Source organism: uncultured Chryseobacterium sp., assembly GCF_936933875.1.
Taxonomy (GTDB): domain Bacteria; phylum Bacteroidota; class Bacteroidia; order Flavobacteriales; family Weeksellaceae; genus CAKZIK01.
The window spans coordinates 25,041-39,949 of record NZ_CAKZIK010000070.1; the positions used below are offsets into that span (position 1 = coordinate 25,041).

Genomic DNA, 14,909 nt, shown 5'->3' on the forward strand with positions numbered 1-14,909 from the left:
TTAATTGTGTGCTACTTTACACAATGATTTCAAAAATTTTCAGGATTTCAACTTTCGCTAATCATTTTCAGTTTTCGGCTTAAATGCTTAATTTTGTTGAAATACGGAAACACCTGAATTTTCGTGTTTTTTCAATCAAGATTAATTAAATAAATCAATAATATGTCAAAAGCCATTTCTCAGGTTCCTTACGCAGTAAACGAACCGGTAAGAAGCTATGAACCGGGTTCTCCGGAAGTAAAATCACTCATTGCCACTTATAAAAAAATGTGGAAGGAAAAAGTGGAAATTCCAATGTACATCGGTGGAAAGGAAGTTACTACAAAGAATAAAGTGAGAATTGAATCTCCACAAGACCATCAACACGATTTAGGTTTCTATTACGAAGGTGATATGAACCATGTTGATGCGGCTATTGAAGCGGCTTTGGCAGCAAAAAAAGACTGGAACGCTTTAGGTTGGGAACAAAGAGCTTCGATTTTCCTAAAAGCTGCTGAACTTTTGGCCGGACCTTACCGTGACAAACTGAACGCTGCAACCATGATTGGACAAGGGAAAAACGTGATGCAGGCCGAAATTGATTCTGCTTGTGAGTTTATTGATTTCCTGAGATTCAATGTAGAATTTATGACAGAAATGTATGCAGAACAGCCAGTTTCGAGTGAGGGAATTTGGAACCGTTCAGAATACAGACCTTTGGAAGGTTTCTGTTTTGCGGTGACGCCTTTCAACTTTACAGCAATTGCCGGAAACTTGCCTTCCTGTATGGCAATGATGGGAAATGTAGTGGTTTGGAAGCCTTCTCATTCTCAGGTATATTCTGCGCAGGTAATTATGGAAATTTTCCAGGAGGCTGGACTTCCAGACGGTGTTATTAATTTGATTTACACCGACGGCGCAAAAACTGCAGAAAAAGTTTTGGCTCACCCTGATTTTGCAGGTCTTCATTTTACTGGTTCTACATCTGTTTTCCAGGGAATGTGGAAAATGATTGGCGACAACATCCACAAATACAAAACTTATCCAAGAATTGTAGGTGAAACCGGCGGAAAAGACTTCGTGATGGTTCATCCAAGTGCGAATGCTGAAGCTGTAGCAACAGCTTTGGTAAGAGGTGCTTTCGAATATCAAGGACAGAAATGTTCCGCTGCGTCAAGAGCATACGTTCCCAAATCTTTGTGGGCGGATGTAAAAAAAGTGATGGAAAAGCAACTTTCTGAAATTAAAATGGGTTCTCCTGAAGATCCTTCTAACTTTGTGAATGCGGTAATTCACAGAGGTTCTTTTGATAAATGTAAAACCTATATTGAAGCTGCTAAAGAAGCGAAAGATGCTACTATTATTTTCGGTGGAAAATGTGATGACAAGAAAGGTTATTTCGTTGAACCAACGGTAATTGAAACTTCAAACCCTCAATATTCATCGATGTGCGAAGAGATTTTCGGTCCAATTTTGAGCGTTTATGTTTACGAAGACAAAAAATGGGCAGAAACATTGAAACTGGTTGATGAAACTTCGCCATATTCTTTGACGGGTTCTATCTTCGCAAAAGACAGATACGCAATAGACGAAGCGTACCACGCTCTTGAAAATGCTGCCGGAAACTTCTACATCAATGATAAACCGACCGGAGCCGTTGTAGGCCAGCAGCCTTTTGGTGGAGCCAGAGCTTCCGGAACCAATGATAAGGCAGGTTCTAAAATGAACTTGTTACGCTGGGTTTCTGTACGTTCAATTAAAGAAACTTTTGTAAGCCCGAAAGATTATAAATATCCTTTTTTGGGGTAAAATAAAAATGCTTCGAGAACCTCAGCATGACAAAATCCGCAGAAATTTCTGCGGATTTTTCATGTTTTAAAAACTTGCACAAAAATTGCTTTACCTTTTAGAATCATTAAAAATTTACTATTATGAAAAAACTATTTGTTGGTGCGTTTTTAGGATTATTATTCTTAGGAAGTTGCGCCCAAAAGAAAGAACAGCGCGAAGAATATAAGGAAGAAAACAGCGCTGAACATATGCGAAACAGCGGCAGTGATTCTGCAGTTTCGGCTACTGCAGAGGTTGATAGTGCTAATACTGCCAATTAGCAAAATTTTTCCATTAAAGAGAACCCTTTTCAGAGTTTTTCACTCTGAAAGGGTTTATACTTAAATAATTTCGGCGGGCGCTTCGCGCCCGCCGAAATCCTGCATACGATTATCTGTAATTAAAAATTACTGTCCTTATAAAAACTTTATCAGGTATCTGTAAAATTAGATAAAGTACAGTAGCTATTTTTTATCCTCAATTGCAGCCTGCGCAGCAGCCAATCTTGCAATTGGAACTCTGAAAGGAGAACAACTTACGTAATTCAAGCCTAATTTATGGCAGAATTTTACGGATTCCGGATCGCCGCCGTGTTCGCCGCAAATTCCGACTTTCAGATTTTTCTTAATGCTTCTACCCTTTTCAACACCAATTTTTACCAATTCGCCAACTCCAGTTTGGTCGATGGAAACAAACGGATCTTCAGGGAGAAGTTTCAAATCTAAATATTTAGGCAAAAATCCACCAATATCGTCTCTGGAGAAACCGAAAGACATTTGTGTCAAGTCATTAGTTCCAAAACTGAAGAAATCAGCAACTTGCGCCATGGAATCGCCTTTTAAAGCTGCTCTTGGAGTTTCAATCATGGTTCCGTAGAGATAAGGAATATTTTTTAAGCCTGTTTTTTCCAAAACTTCTGGGTAAACTTTATCTACAATATTTTTTTGGTGAGTGAGTTCGTGACGTCCCATTACTACAGGAATCATAATTTCCGGATATGCTTTTTTTCCGTCTTTTTGAAGTTCACCTGCGGCTTCCAAAATCGCACGAACCTGCATTTCTGTAATTTCAGGATAAGAAACTCCTAGACGAACTCCGCGGTGGCCCAACATTGGATTATTTTCGTGAAGAGCGAGGATTCTTCTGTTCAAAACGCTCATTCTCACGCCCAATTCTTTCGCCAATTCCAGCAGTTTTTCTTTGTCGTGAGGAACAAATTCGTGTAAAGGCGGATCAAGCAAACGGATGGTTACAGGATTTCCGTTCATTACTTCCAAAGTCGCCTTGATGTCTTTTTTCACGAATTTGAACAATTCGTTCAAAGCAGATTTTCTTTCTTTTTCGGTGGTGCTCATAATCATTTTTCTGAGCAGGAATAATGGTTTTTCGCTGCCTTCTCCGTAAAACATGTGTTCCGTTCTGAACAATCCGATTCCTTCCGCACCGAAATAAGTCGCCTGTTCTGCATCTTTCGGAGTATCTGCATTCGTTCTTACGCCGAGTTTTTTAGCTTTATCTACCAATGTCATTAGTGACTTATAAGCAATATTTTTATTTAAATCAGTATTGGACAATTCTAAAACACCTTCGTAAACCGCGCCTCTAGTTCCATTCAAAGTCAGCCACTCTCCTTCGTGGATTTTTTTGCCTTGATTAGTGATAAAATATTTTTCATTTTCATGAATTTCTATATCAGAACAGCCTACGATACAGCATTTCCCCCAACCTCTTGCCACAAGCGCGGCGTGAGAAGTCATTCCTCCTTTTGTAGTTAAAATTGCCTGAGATTTGTGCATACCGTCCACGTCTTCCGGAGAAGTTTCTTCACGAACCAAAATTACTTTTTCACCTTTTAATCCCCATTCTACAGCATCTTCGGAAGTGAACACTACTCTACCAACAGCTCCACCAGGACCGGCTGGAAGACCTTTTGCTACCGGTTTGTGTTTTTTCTCTTGTTCAGGATCAATCATCGGCAACAACAATTCCACCAACTGATTCGGAGCAACACGCATTACCGCTGTATCTGCATCAATCAGTTTTTCTTTGAACATATCTGCAGCCATTTTCACTGCGGCAACACCATTACGTTTTCCAACTCTGCACTGAAGCATGTACAATTTACCTTTTTCGATAGTAAATTCGATGTCCTGCATGTCTTTGTAGTGATTTTCGAGTTTTTTCTGAATTTTATCCAACTCTTTGTATTGAGCCGGCATGAATTTCGCCAAAGTGGTCAAATTTTTAGAATGGTCGTTTTTAGATTCATTGTTAATTGGCGCCGGAGTTCTGATTCCCGCCACAACGTCTTCACCTTGCGCATTTACCAAATATTCACCGTAAAAATGATTATCTCCATTTCCCGGATTTCTTGTGAAAGCAACACCAGTACAGCTGTCATCACCCATATTTCCAAAAACCATTGCCTGAACATTCACTGCAGTTCCCCAATCATCTGGAATTCTTTCAATTCTTCTATACTCGATCGCACGTTTTCCGTTCCATGAAGCGAATACTGCTCCAACTCCACCCATTAACTGATCCCAAGGATTTTCCGGGAATTCAACTTTCAGGTGTTTTTTAGTAAGTTCTTTAAATTCTTTTACCAATTTTTTTAAATCATCTGCAGACAATTCGGTGTCGAGTTCAACACCGTTTTTCTTTTTCATTTCTTCAAGACGTTCGTCCATCAATTTACGGATTCCTTTTCCTTTTGCCGGTTCCATTCCTCCGGCTTTTTCTATCACTACATCGGCATACATCATCACCAAACGGCGGTAAGCATCGTAAGCAAATCTTTCGTCGCCGGATTTTGCGATGAGTCCGATTACGGTTTCGTCATTCAAACCAATATTCAAAACAGTATCCATCATTCCCGGCATGGATTTTCTTGCTCCGGAACGAACGGACATTAACAATGGATCTTTTTTATCGCCAAACTTTTTGCCCATGAGTTTTTCAACTTCAGCAAGCGCAGTTTTAATCTGTTTTTCTAAATCTTTCGGATAGGTTCTTTTGTTATCGTAGAAATACGTACAAACTTCAGTAGTTACGGTAAATCCTGGAGGAACGGGAAGTTTAAGGTTTTTGTGTCCTGCCATTTCAGCAAGGTTAGCTCCTTTTCCGCCCAATAAATTTTTCATGGATTCGTTTCCGTCGGCTTTACCACCACCGAAAGAATATACATACTTTGCTTCTTTTTTCACGCCTGCTCTAGCTTTTGCAGGTCTAGCTTTAACCATTGTAGCCATTTTATATGATATTTTTTGTTTATTTCTCTTTTAAAGACAAGTAAAGTTACCGACATTTTATGCTTGATAATTACTGATTTTGCTGACAAATGTCAAGATTGAGAAAAGTCATAAAAGAGATGGGAATACCGAACGGAGATGGAATTTCCAGCCAGAAGCTGAAGATGCAGAAAAGTGTAAATACCGAATTGGTAACCTTCCACAGTGAACAAAAAAAATGCACCGGAAAGCCAGTGCATTTTAACTTATATGTAAATTTTAATATTCAAACAAAACAGAACCCCATGTAAATCCGCTTCCAAAAGCAGAAAGAAGCACCAAGTCTCCTCTTTTGATTTTATTTTGCTCTATTGCTTCAGACAAAGCCAAAGGAATGGAAGCTGCGGTGGTATTTCCGTACTTCTGAATATTATTGAAAACCTTTTCATCCGGCAAACCAAATTTCTGTTGCACAAACTGAGCAATTCTCAAATTAGCCTGATGTGGAATAAACATATCCAAATCTTCGACTGTTTTTCCTGCAGCATTTAAAGCTTCATTCATCGTTTCCGGGAATCTTGTAACGGCGTGTTTGAACACAAAATTTCCGTTCATAATTGGATAAATTTCTTTGTTCGTTACTGCTTCCGGTTCCAAACGCATTCTGTCGCTCCAACCGAATTTCGAACCCGGGAACTTCGTACACAATTCCTCAGCATATTTTCCTTCGGAATGCATATTTACAGAGAGGATATCGCCTGCATTTTCATCTTCCGAAGCAGAAAGAACAATCGCTCCGGCTCCATCTCCGAAAATCACGGAAACGCCACGTCCTTCATCAGAAAAATCCAGTCCGAAAGAATGGCATTCCGCTCCTACTACCAAAATATTTTTATAAGTTCCTGATTTGATGAACGCATTCGCAACGCTTACAGCATAAACAAAACCTGAACACTGGTTTCTAACATCCAAAGCTCCAATAGTTTTGCAACCCAACATATCCTGCAACTGGACGCCACAACCCGGGAAGAAATAATCGGGAGAAAGTGTTGCGAAGACAATATAATCCAAATCTTCAGCAGTCATTCCGGCCATTTTCAACGCTTTTTCGGAAGCTTTAAGACCAAAATATGCTGTAGTTTCTTCGGCGTCGTTTCTGTTTTTACGGTGTCTTCTTTCCTTAATTCCTGTTCTTTCTGTAATCCATTCGTCGTTGGTGGTCATCAGTTTCGACAAATCATCGTTGGTTACCACATTATCTGGAACGTAATTTCCGATTCCTTTAATTACACTTTTAATCATGCAGTTATTTTAATTTTCGCAAAGATAGATTTTATTTAAAACATAAAAAAAGATCAATCGGCGCACGAAAAATATCTTTAATTTTGTTAAATGCCTATTGAAATTATTTTTCGAAACCACCACTGTGAGTGGATTGATGTTGAAGCGCCAACGCAGGAAGACCTGAATTTTCTGCATGACCGATACGAAATTAATACTCTTTTGCTGGAAGACACCATTGACCCTAATCACCTTCCAAAATTCGAGCAGGATAACCATGTGAAATTCTTCCTGATGCGAGAAAATACGGAGCTTGAAAGAGCGAGCCTGAACACGATAAGTGATATTTCAACGAAGTTGGGTGTTTTTGTGGTGAACAATGTTATCATTACCATTCACAGGATGAAAAACCGCAGCGTTTACGATTTTAAAAAGGAAGTTTATCTTGATGAAAACAAAGAAATTACTGCTGATAAAATTGCGCTCAAGTTAGCTTTAAAAGTCCTGAAATCTTTTGACGATGAATCTAAAAACCTGTTGGAAACCATGGACAACATCGAAAACGAAATTTTCCTGAAAAATACCAACAGTTCCAACCAAATTCGCAGACTGTATAAAATGAAACGTAAATCCGGACTGAATACGAGAATCCTAAATATTTCTGCAGACTGGGTTGAAAAATTTAAACTTTTAAAAGTTGAAGATTCAGCATTTGTTGATTTGAAGGACAAATATAATGACGTAGTTGCAGATTTCGACCATTTAAATGCACAGGTAACCAACCTCATCCAAATGTATCTTGCTTTAACCGACCAAAAAGCGAATCAAGTGATGAAAGTTCTTGCGATTTATTCGATGTACTTCTTCCCGATTACCTTTATTGCAGGGATTTACGGGATGAACTTCGAATTTATGCCCGAATTAAAACACAAATACGGCTACTTCCTTACTTTAGGTTTGATGGCATTAATTGCACTTCTGACTTTCATTTATGTACGCAGAAAACGATGGTAAAATAAAAAGCGGTTTCAGAACATTTCTAAAACCGCTCCCACTTTAAATAAACAAATATAATCAAACGATTGATTGAAAATTTTGTACAAAATTTATTTTTTTGAATTTAACTTTGAAATAATTCAGATGTCAAACTCAAAAATATTTTTATATTTGAAGAATAATATTTAACTAAAAATCAAAACGATATGAAAAAAATAATCTCAGTTTTAGCAGTAGCTGCATTCACTTTCGGCTTTGCTCAGGAAACACCAAAAAAATCTTGCTGTGCAGGAAAAGATGCTAAAGAATGCAAAATGGGCGACAAAAAAATGGCAAAAGCATGTGACATGAAAGGCCACAAAGACTGTAAAACGCAGTGCGCAACAAAAACTAAAAAAAGTTCTGTTAAGAAAGCAGCTTAGAAAAATAACCACTCGAAATGAGTGGTTTTTTTATTCTTAAATTAATTTCTTCCTTTAAAGTCCTTCATCGTATCATAAATCCCGAACACGTTTCGCATTACCCAATCGAAAGAGGGAAGCGGCAAAATTCCTTGTGAAAAACGGATAAACCAATAAGGAAGCGGCATTGCCAACATTTTTGTTTTACTTTCTATAGCGCTGATGATTCTTTCCGAAGTTTTTTCCGGTTCAAGTATAGGAAGCAGTTTAGATTTTACTCCATCAAACATTCCTGTATTAATATAAAACGGCATGATGGTCGTTACCGAAATATTTTTGCCCAACTGTTCCATTTCCAGCCTTAAACTGTCGCTCCAACCGGTTACAGCCCACTTAGATGCTGCATAAACAGCCATTTTCGGATTCGAAATTAATCCAGCCGAAGAAGCAATATTACAAATGGCTCCAAAATTTTTCGACATCATTTCCGGTAAAAATTCGAGAGTGATGTGCATTAACGCATTCGAATTAATATGCATGCTTTTCGCAATATCGTCATGGGTATGTTCATGAAAATATTTTCCTACGACAATTCCGGCATTGTTAATTAAAATTTCGGGGGAACCGCATTCCTGCTTGGTTTTTGCAGCTACTGTTTTAATTTCTTCAGCATTATTTAAATCAATTTTAAAGCAGAAAATTTCACCCCCTAAACTGGAGAATTCTTCCTTTACCTGCTGCATTCCGGCTTCGTTGATATCCCAAATGATGAGTTTTCCGCATCCCCTTTCAAGAGATTTTCTCGCCATAATTTTACCGATTCCCGAAGCACCGCCTGTAATAAGTACTGTTTTCTTTTGGAACAATGTTTTCATTCAATATATTTGAAACAAGAATCTAAAAATAATGAATTTTCAAGAGATACATCAGTCGCAGCAGGAATTTTTCAAAACACAAAAAACAAAGAACATCAAGTTCCGGAAAATGTATCTGGAAAAACTGAAAAGTGTCATCATCAAAAATGAAAGACTGCTCTATGAAGCCATTTATGCAGATTTCGGAAAATCTAAATTCGATACTTTCACTACAGAAATTTCCTTCGTCATCAAAGACATCGACTATAACCTGAAACATCTGAACAGTTTTGCTTCACCTAAAAAAGTGAAAACCAATATCGTTAATCAGTTAGGAAGCAGCAGAATTTACAATGAACCTTTGGGTTGTGTTCTCGTTATCGGAGCCTGGAATTATCCTTACCAACTTTCGCTCTCCCCTCTTGTTTCAGCAATTGCAGCCGGAAACTGCGCGATTTTGAAACCGAGCGAAATAGCAGAAAATACCATGAAAGCCATGGCAAAAATGATTAATGAAAATTTCCCGAGTGATTATCTTTACGTTGCAGAAGGCGGCATTGAAGAAACCACTGAAATTTTAAAATTAAAATTCGATAAAATATTTTTCACAGGAAGTCCAAAAGTTGGGAAAATTATCTATGAAGCTGCTGCGAAAAATTTAACGCCGGTAACATTGGAACTAGGCGGAAAATCTCCGGCGATTGTTACCGAAAATGCAAACTTTGAAGTTGCTGCGAAACGGATTGTTTGGGGCAAATTTTTAAACGCAGGACAAACCTGCGTTGCTCCGGATTACGTTTTAGTGGACGAAAAAGTGAAAGACAAATTTCTTGAATATGTAAAAAGTTTTATTAAAACTTTCGATTATCAGCCACAAAGTGAACATTACACGAGAATTATCAATGATAGAAATTTCGACCGACTTCTGAATTTCATCGATAAAGACAAAATATATTACGGCGGAAATACGGACCGCGAAAAACTTTACATTGAACCAACTGTTCTGAACAATGTTTCGTGGGACGACTTTGTGATGCAGGAAGAAATTTTCGGACCTATTTTACCGGTGGTAAGCTATAAAATTTTTAATGAAGCGTTAAATAAAATCACTGAAGGTGAAAAACCTTTAGCTGCGTATATTTTCACAGAGAAGAACGAAGAAAAACGAATGTTTACAGAGAAAATATCTTTCGGAGGAGGCTGTATAAATGATGTAATGATGCATCTAAGCAACGACCATCTTCCTTTTGGAGGTATCGGAAATTCCGGAATTGGCAACTACCACGGAAAATTTGGTTTCGAAACATTTTCCCACCAAAAAGCAGTGCTGAACAGAGCAACTTGGGGAGAACCCAACTTTAAATATCCTCCATACACAGAAGATAAACTGAAGTGGATCAAGAAAGTACTTTAAATAAAAAAACGGTAAAAATTTACCGGTTTTGTTTTTTTATGATTTAGGAACCCAAGTGTTGAAAAACTCTTTTACTTTTTCAATACTATAGCCTTTTCCTTCTTCCAAAACTGCACTGTCTTGAGTATGGATTTGCTTTCCATTTTTATCCAAAACAATGAAAACAGGATATCCATATTTTTCTCCTGGATTTCCGAACTTCGCAAAAATCTTTTCGTTTTTGTTCTCAGGTGAAAAATTTAAGTGATAATACAAATAGTTTTTGTCCACAATTTCTTTAAGTTCAGGGGTTTCCTGAACGAAATTATTAAAACGCAAACACCAGATACACCAGTTTCCACCCGCTTGTAGAATAATATTTTTGTTTTCTTTTTTAGCCTGCGCAACCAATTTTGCAATATCTGCTTCTGCGTTGGCTTTTGCATCGTAAGGTTTTGGAAGTTTTGCTTTTTCTTCGGCAGCTGCTTTCTTTTTCGCTTCAGCTATTGCAACACTGTCGGTTTTTACCAATAAAGATTTATCGGTTTCTCCTTTGCTTTCTATTTTAATGTCTTCAGTTTTTTGTGAATAAGCCAAAGAGCCTATCAACAAAGTACTGAAAACACCAATTTTAAATATTTTGTTTTTCATTTTCTAAATTTTACTGTTCAAAAGTAGAGATTTTATCTCTGCAAAAATGAAACCCAACTGTTATTTATTGTTAAATTTGCAATCTTGTATGAATTTTTTATTTAACATCGTTTTACTTTTTTCCCGTCTCCCTCTGAAAATCCATTATATTTTTTCGGATCTTATCTTCTTTTTGAACTGGTATCTTGTAGGATATCGCAAGAAAATTGTGCGCGAAAATATCCAGAAATCTTTTCCAAAAAAAAACGCTGAAGAAGTAAAGGAAATTAGCAAAAAATTCTTCAAAAATTTCTCGGATTATATTGTGGAAACTATCCGTTCTTTTACGATTTCGGATAAAGAACTTCGGGTGAGAGTTCAGCATATTAATCAGGATTTATTTCATGATGCAAAAGCAGAACAAAAAAACATCATTCTTTTAGCCGGACACGTTTTCAACTGGGAATGGTTCAATGCTTTAGCAACGATTATTCCTCAGGAACATTGTCATCCTGTTTACCGAAAAGTACAGAGCGAATTTTGGGAAAATCAGGTCAAAAAAATCAGAAACAGCTTTGGAAACGAAGCATTGGAAGCCAATGAAGTCATGCGTCATATTTTCCGAAATAAGAATGACGGAAATTCTGTATATATGTTTGTTGCAGACCAAACTCCGCATGTGGACAATGTTGATATTGGTGTGAAATTTCTGAACCAAGAAACTCCTGTTTTCAATGGCTACGACAGATTGGCGACAAGAATGGATCTCGCTTTTATTTATTGTGAAATGAAGAAAGTAAAGCGCGGTTTCTATCAAATTAATTACTACAGGATTGAACCGGATGCTGAAAAATTTACCGATAACGAAGTCGTGATTAAATTCCATAAATTGTTGGAAAATACGATCAATAAAAGACCCGACAATTATTTGTGGTCGCACAGAAAATGGAAATATAGCCATGCAATTAAAAGAATGGTTGGTTTATAATGCAGAATGAAATGAAAAAAGTAGCCATCGCCATCCTGAACTGGAACGGAAAAAACTGGTTGGAAAAATTTCTTCCGTCCGTCATTCAGCATTCTGCGGAAGCGGAAATTTATGTGATTGACAATGCTTCCACTGATGATTCTGTTCAGTTTCTTCAAAGCCATTTTCCTTCAGTAAAGATTGTTGAAAATGAAAAAAATACCGGTTTTGCAGGAGGTTACAACGAAGGTTTAAAAAAAATTGATGAGGAAATCTATTGTCTTCTGAACTCGGACGTGGAAGTGACGGAAAACTGGATTTCTCCTGTTTTAAATTTATTTGAATCTGATCCAAATATTGCCGCAATTCAACCTAAAGTGCTTTCCTACGAGCGAAAGGACGAGTTCGAATTTGCCGGAGCTGCCGGTGGAATGATTGATAATTTAGGGTATCCGTATTGCAGAGGACGAATTTTCGAAAAAACGGAAAAAGATAATGGACAATACAATGATGAAACAGAAATTTTCTGGGCTTCAGGTTGTGCGATGTTTATCCGTTCAAAAGATTTTTGGACACAAAATGGTTTCGATGAACGGTTTTTCGCCCATCAGGAAGAAATTGATCTCTGCTGGAGACTGAAAAATTCGGGACGAAAAATTTACTATACTGGAAAGTCTACCGTTTATCACGTTGGTGGCGGAACTTTAAATAAACAAAAACCACAGAAAACCTATCTCAACATTAGAAACAATCTTTCGATGTTGGCAAAAAATCTGCCTTTTCCTAAAGTGATTTGGTTGATTTTTTTCAGACTTTGTCTCGATGGAATTGCAGGAATTTATTTCGGTCTGAAGGATGGTTTCCCTCATCTTTGGGCAGTTGTAAGAGCGCATTTTAGCTTCTATGCACAACTTCCCGGAACTTTTAAAAGAAGGGGAACAAAACAGCACAAAGATTATTATCAAAGCAGATGGATCATCTTCAAACATTTTCTTTAAAACATGATTGATTTCTGCGCTATTGATTTTGAAACTGCCACTCACGAGCGAAATTCCGCCTGTGAAATGGGAATTTGCGTGGTAGAAAACGGAGAAATAGTTGCGACCAAAACATGGCTCATTAAACCACCAAGTTTCCCATATTTTCATCCAAGAAATATAGATGTTCACGGAATTACTCCGGAAGATGTTCAGGACGCTCCTACTTTCGACGAAATTTGGCATGAAGCAGAAAACCTTATGTACGGAAATCTGATGATTGCACATAACGCGTCTTTCGATGCGGGAGTTTTGCGCAGCTGCCTTGATTATTATGGTTTTTTCAAACCAAAACTGAATTATATTTGTTCAATTTCAATCGCCAAAAAATCCTGGAAAAATCTTCCTCGTTACGGCCTGAAAAGTTTAGCAGAACATCATGCAATAAACTTCAACCACCACAGAGCCGGAGACGACGCCGAAGTGTGTGCGAAGATTTCTTTATTAGCGTTTCAGAATTTAATGTTGACCAGAAATGAGGAAGTACGGCAAGTATTAGGAAAAAGCCTGAAAGTATTATAGAAAAAAGCAGACTTCAAAAGCCTGCTCATTTATATCAATGTGATTTGGTTAGTTACTGAAAACTTCCGCCATCAAACTGAATTTTGGAATTTCAATTTCAATATTTTCCTGAGTATCCTGATTTACGCAGAGATATTTTCCACTCATATTTCCTACACCGGAATGCAGGACAACGTTGGAAAAATACCTGAAGTCATCACCCGGTAAAATCTCCGGTGTTAAACCAATAACGCCATCACCCGAAACTTCTGTGAAACCGTTGCCAATATCGTAAATCAGCCATTTTCTCTTCAAAAGTTTAATGGGATGTTCCCCAAGATTTTCGATGGTAATATTATATCTGAATACAAAACGGTTTTCGGCCGGAAAACTGTTCTTAATATCGTATTCCGGAGTTACTGAAACCTTAATGTTAAAAGTAGTTTTTGTAAACATCCTAATTAATTTTTTAAAATAATACAAAAATCCCGCCTTTTTATTGACGGGATTTTAATTTTATATGAATTTTTCTTAATTCTGCTATAATTCAAGCGCTTTACGCTCGTCGCCTCCCATCAAATGTTCAACCGGATTGTCAATGGCTTCTTTCACTGCAACAAGGAATCCTACAGACTCTCTACCATCAATAATTCTATGGTCATAAGACATTGCAAGATACATCATTGGTCTAATAACAACCTGTCCGTCAACAGCCACCGGTCTTTGGATAATGTTGTGCATTCCCAAAATTGCAGATTGCGGAGGATTGATAATTGGTGTTGAAAGCATCGAACCGAAAACTCCACCATTGGTAATTGTGAAAGTTCCGCCTGTCATTTCATCAACGGTAATTTTTCCGTCTCTTACTCTTTCAGCAAGGCTTTTAATTCCACCTTCAACTCCTCTGAAAGTCATATTTTCAGCATTTCTCAATACCGGAACCATTAAACCTTTAGGTCCTGAAACTGCTACCGAAATATCACAGAAATCATAATTTACTTTGAAATCTCCATCCAAAGAAGCATTCACGTCCGGATACATCTGCAAAGCCCTTGTAACCGCCTTTGTGAAGAAGGACATAAATCCTAAACCGATACCGTGTTTTGCTGCGAATTCGTCTTTATATTGTTTTCTGATTCTGAAAATTTCGGACATATCAACTTCGTTGAAAGTCGTCAACATTGCAGTTTCGTTTTTCACTGAAACCAATCTTGCTGCCAATTTTCTTCTTAGAACTGAAAGTTTTGTCGTTGTAGTTCCTCTGCTTCCTGAGGTTGAAGCAGCAGTTCCCATTGCAGGAACAGCAGCAACCGATGCGTCTTCCTTAGTAATTCTTCCGCCTTTTCCTGTACCGGAAACCTGTGAAGCGTCAATTCCTTTTTCATCAAGAATTTTCTTTGCAGCCGGAGATGGAGTTCCAGTCGCATAAGTTGCAGCAGTTGGTTTTTCAGCTTCCTGAACAACTGCAGGTTTTTCCACTACTTTTGCTTCAGCTTGGGGAGCTTCTGCATTTCCGTCAGTTTTTGGAACTTCCTGAACAGGAGCAACTGAACCTTCCGGTTTTGCAGCATCCATATCGATTAAGCAAACAACCTGTCCAACCTGTACTACTTCTCCTTCTTCAGCTTTCAAAGTAATTACACCACTTTGTTCTGCCGGAAGTTCAAGTGTAGCTTTATCGGAATCCACTTCTGCGATAGGCTGGTCTTTTTCTACATAATCACCGTCTTTCACCAACCAGGTTGCAATTTCAACTTCTGTGATTGATTCTCCCGGTGAAGGGACTTTCATTTCTAATATTGACATCGGA

14 protein-coding genes are annotated in these 14,909 nt (G+C 37.8%); 8 read left to right on the top strand and 6 right to left on the bottom strand.

Annotation, left to right across the window (positions count from 1 at the left end):
* Positions 1-162: 162 nt before the first annotated feature.
* Together pruA and Q0252_RS09900 are read left to right on the top strand one after the other, a co-directional pair.
* A complete protein-coding gene (gene pruA, locus Q0252_RS09895) occupies positions 163-1,788 on the top strand; it encodes an L-glutamate gamma-semialdehyde dehydrogenase (RefSeq protein ID WP_297985783.1) in 1,626 nt (541 codons plus the stop codon).
* Positions 1,789-1,910: 122 nt separating this feature from the next.
* The gene (locus Q0252_RS09900; protein ID WP_297985784.1) at positions 1,911-2,090 is read left to right on the top strand and encodes a hypothetical protein; all 180 of its coding nucleotides are present in this window, start codon (positions 1,911-1,913) and stop codon (positions 2,088-2,090) included.
* Positions 2,091-2,273: 183 nt separating this feature from the next.
* Here the strand turns inward: Q0252_RS09900 and ppdK are convergent, their stop codons facing one another.
* On the bottom strand, positions 2,274-5,051 hold the full coding sequence (gene ppdK, locus Q0252_RS09905) for a pyruvate, phosphate dikinase (protein WP_297985850.1): 2,778 nt from the start codon (positions 5,049-5,051) through the stop codon (positions 2,274-2,276).
* A 267-nt stretch (positions 5,052-5,318) separates the two neighbouring features.
* Positions 5,319-6,341 carry a 3-oxoacyl-ACP synthase III family protein gene (locus tag Q0252_RS09910; RefSeq protein WP_297985786.1) on the bottom strand — a complete coding sequence of 341 codons (1,023 nt, stop codon included), beginning with the start codon at positions 6,339-6,341 and terminating at the stop codon, positions 5,319-5,321.
* A gap of 90 nt (positions 6,342-6,431) precedes the next feature.
* Here Q0252_RS09910 and Q0252_RS09915 point away from each other — a divergent pair, with 90 nt between their 5' ends.
* Together Q0252_RS09915 and Q0252_RS09920 are read left to right on the top strand one after the other, a co-directional pair.
* The gene (locus Q0252_RS09915; RefSeq protein ID WP_297985788.1) at positions 6,432-7,334 is read left to right on the top strand and encodes a CorA family divalent cation transporter; all 903 of its coding nucleotides are present in this window, start codon (positions 6,432-6,434) and stop codon (positions 7,332-7,334) included.
* Positions 7,335-7,522: 188 nt separating this feature from the next.
* Positions 7,523-7,738, top strand: a complete 216-nt coding sequence (locus Q0252_RS09920) for a hypothetical protein (protein WP_297985789.1) — start codon at positions 7,523-7,525, stop codon at positions 7,736-7,738.
* Positions 7,739-7,779: 41 nt separating this feature from the next.
* Here Q0252_RS09920 and Q0252_RS09925 read toward each other — a convergent pair whose 3' ends face one another.
* Positions 7,780-8,592, bottom strand: a complete 813-nt coding sequence (locus Q0252_RS09925; RefSeq protein ID WP_297985790.1) for an SDR family oxidoreductase — start codon at positions 8,590-8,592, stop codon at positions 7,780-7,782.
* Between the two features lie 31 nt (positions 8,593-8,623).
* On the opposite strand from Q0252_RS09925, the gene Q0252_RS09930 reads away from it, so the two are divergent.
* Entirely contained in the window at positions 8,624-9,985 is a 1,362-nt protein-coding gene (locus Q0252_RS09930; RefSeq protein ID WP_297985791.1) for an aldehyde dehydrogenase, read from the top strand.
* Positions 9,986-10,021: 36 nt separating this feature from the next.
* On the opposite strand, the gene Q0252_RS09935 is transcribed toward Q0252_RS09930, so the two are convergent.
* Entirely contained in the window at positions 10,022-10,615 is a 594-nt protein-coding gene (locus tag Q0252_RS09935) for a thioredoxin family protein (RefSeq protein ID WP_297985792.1), read from the bottom strand.
* 88 nt (positions 10,616-10,703) lie between these two features.
* On the opposite strand from Q0252_RS09935, the gene Q0252_RS09940 reads away from it, so the two are divergent.
* From Q0252_RS09940 to Q0252_RS09950, 3 genes are read left to right on the top strand one after another with little or no spacing between them, the layout of a single operon-like run.
* Positions 10,704-11,582, top strand: coding sequence for a lysophospholipid acyltransferase family protein (locus Q0252_RS09940; protein ID WP_297985794.1), 879 nt, complete (start codon positions 10,704-10,706; stop codon positions 11,580-11,582).
* 11 nt (positions 11,583-11,593) lie between these two features.
* Complete coding sequence (locus Q0252_RS09945) at positions 11,594-12,559, top strand: glycosyltransferase family 2 protein (RefSeq protein WP_297985797.1); 966 nt, start codon at positions 11,594-11,596, stop codon at positions 12,557-12,559.
* A gap of 3 nt (positions 12,560-12,562) precedes the next feature.
* Positions 12,563-13,120 carry a 3'-5' exonuclease gene (locus Q0252_RS09950; protein WP_297985798.1) on the top strand — a complete coding sequence of 186 codons (558 nt, stop codon included), beginning with the start codon at positions 12,563-12,565 and terminating at the stop codon, positions 13,118-13,120.
* 48 nt (positions 13,121-13,168) lie between these two features.
* On the opposite strand, the gene apaG is transcribed toward Q0252_RS09950, so the two are convergent.
* Positions 13,169-13,555, bottom strand: a complete 387-nt coding sequence (gene apaG, locus Q0252_RS09955) for a Co2+/Mg2+ efflux protein ApaG (RefSeq protein WP_297985799.1) — start codon at positions 13,553-13,555, stop codon at positions 13,169-13,171.
* 84 nt (positions 13,556-13,639) lie between these two features.
* Entirely contained in the window at positions 13,640-14,905 is a 1,266-nt protein-coding gene (gene odhB / locus Q0252_RS09960) for a 2-oxoglutarate dehydrogenase complex dihydrolipoyllysine-residue succinyltransferase (RefSeq protein ID WP_297985800.1), read from the bottom strand.
* Positions 14,906-14,909: the final 4 nt, after the last annotated feature.

Excerpts from the sequence above, each read along its gene's own strand:
- pruA (WP_297985783.1), top strand. The coding sequence starts at position 163 with ATGTCAAAAGCCATTTCTCAGGTTCCTTACGCAGTAAACGAACCGGTA.
- Q0252_RS09900 (WP_297985784.1), top strand. The coding sequence starts at position 1,911 with ATGAAAAAACTATTTGTTGGTGCGTTTTTAGGATTATTATTCTTAGGA.
- ppdK (WP_297985850.1), bottom strand. The coding sequence starts at position 5,051 with ATGGTTAAAGCTAGACCTGCAAAAGCTAGAGCAGGCGTGAAAAAAGAA.
- Q0252_RS09910 (WP_297985786.1), bottom strand. The coding sequence starts at position 6,341 with ATGATTAAAAGTGTAATTAAAGGAATCGGAAATTACGTTCCAGATAAT.
- Q0252_RS09915 (WP_297985788.1), top strand. The coding sequence starts at position 6,432 with ATGCCTATTGAAATTATTTTTCGAAACCACCACTGTGAGTGGATTGAT.
- Q0252_RS09920 (WP_297985789.1), top strand. The coding sequence starts at position 7,523 with ATGAAAAAAATAATCTCAGTTTTAGCAGTAGCTGCATTCACTTTCGGC.
- Q0252_RS09925 (WP_297985790.1), bottom strand. The coding sequence starts at position 8,592 with ATGAAAACATTGTTCCAAAAGAAAACAGTACTTATTACAGGCGGTGCT.
- Q0252_RS09930 (WP_297985791.1), top strand. The coding sequence starts at position 8,624 with ATGAATTTTCAAGAGATACATCAGTCGCAGCAGGAATTTTTCAAAACA.
- Q0252_RS09935 (WP_297985792.1), bottom strand. The coding sequence starts at position 10,615 with ATGAAAAACAAAATATTTAAAATTGGTGTTTTCAGTACTTTGTTGATA.
- Q0252_RS09940 (WP_297985794.1), top strand. The coding sequence starts at position 10,704 with ATGAATTTTTTATTTAACATCGTTTTACTTTTTTCCCGTCTCCCTCTG.
- Q0252_RS09945 (WP_297985797.1), top strand. The coding sequence starts at position 11,594 with ATGAAAAAAGTAGCCATCGCCATCCTGAACTGGAACGGAAAAAACTGG.
- Q0252_RS09950 (WP_297985798.1), top strand. The coding sequence starts at position 12,563 with ATGATTGATTTCTGCGCTATTGATTTTGAAACTGCCACTCACGAGCGA.
- apaG (WP_297985799.1), bottom strand. The coding sequence starts at position 13,555 with ATGTTTACAAAAACTACTTTTAACATTAAGGTTTCAGTAACTCCGGAA.
- odhB (WP_297985800.1), bottom strand. The coding sequence starts at position 14,905 with ATGTCAATATTAGAAATGAAAGTCCCTTCACCGGGAGAATCAATCACA.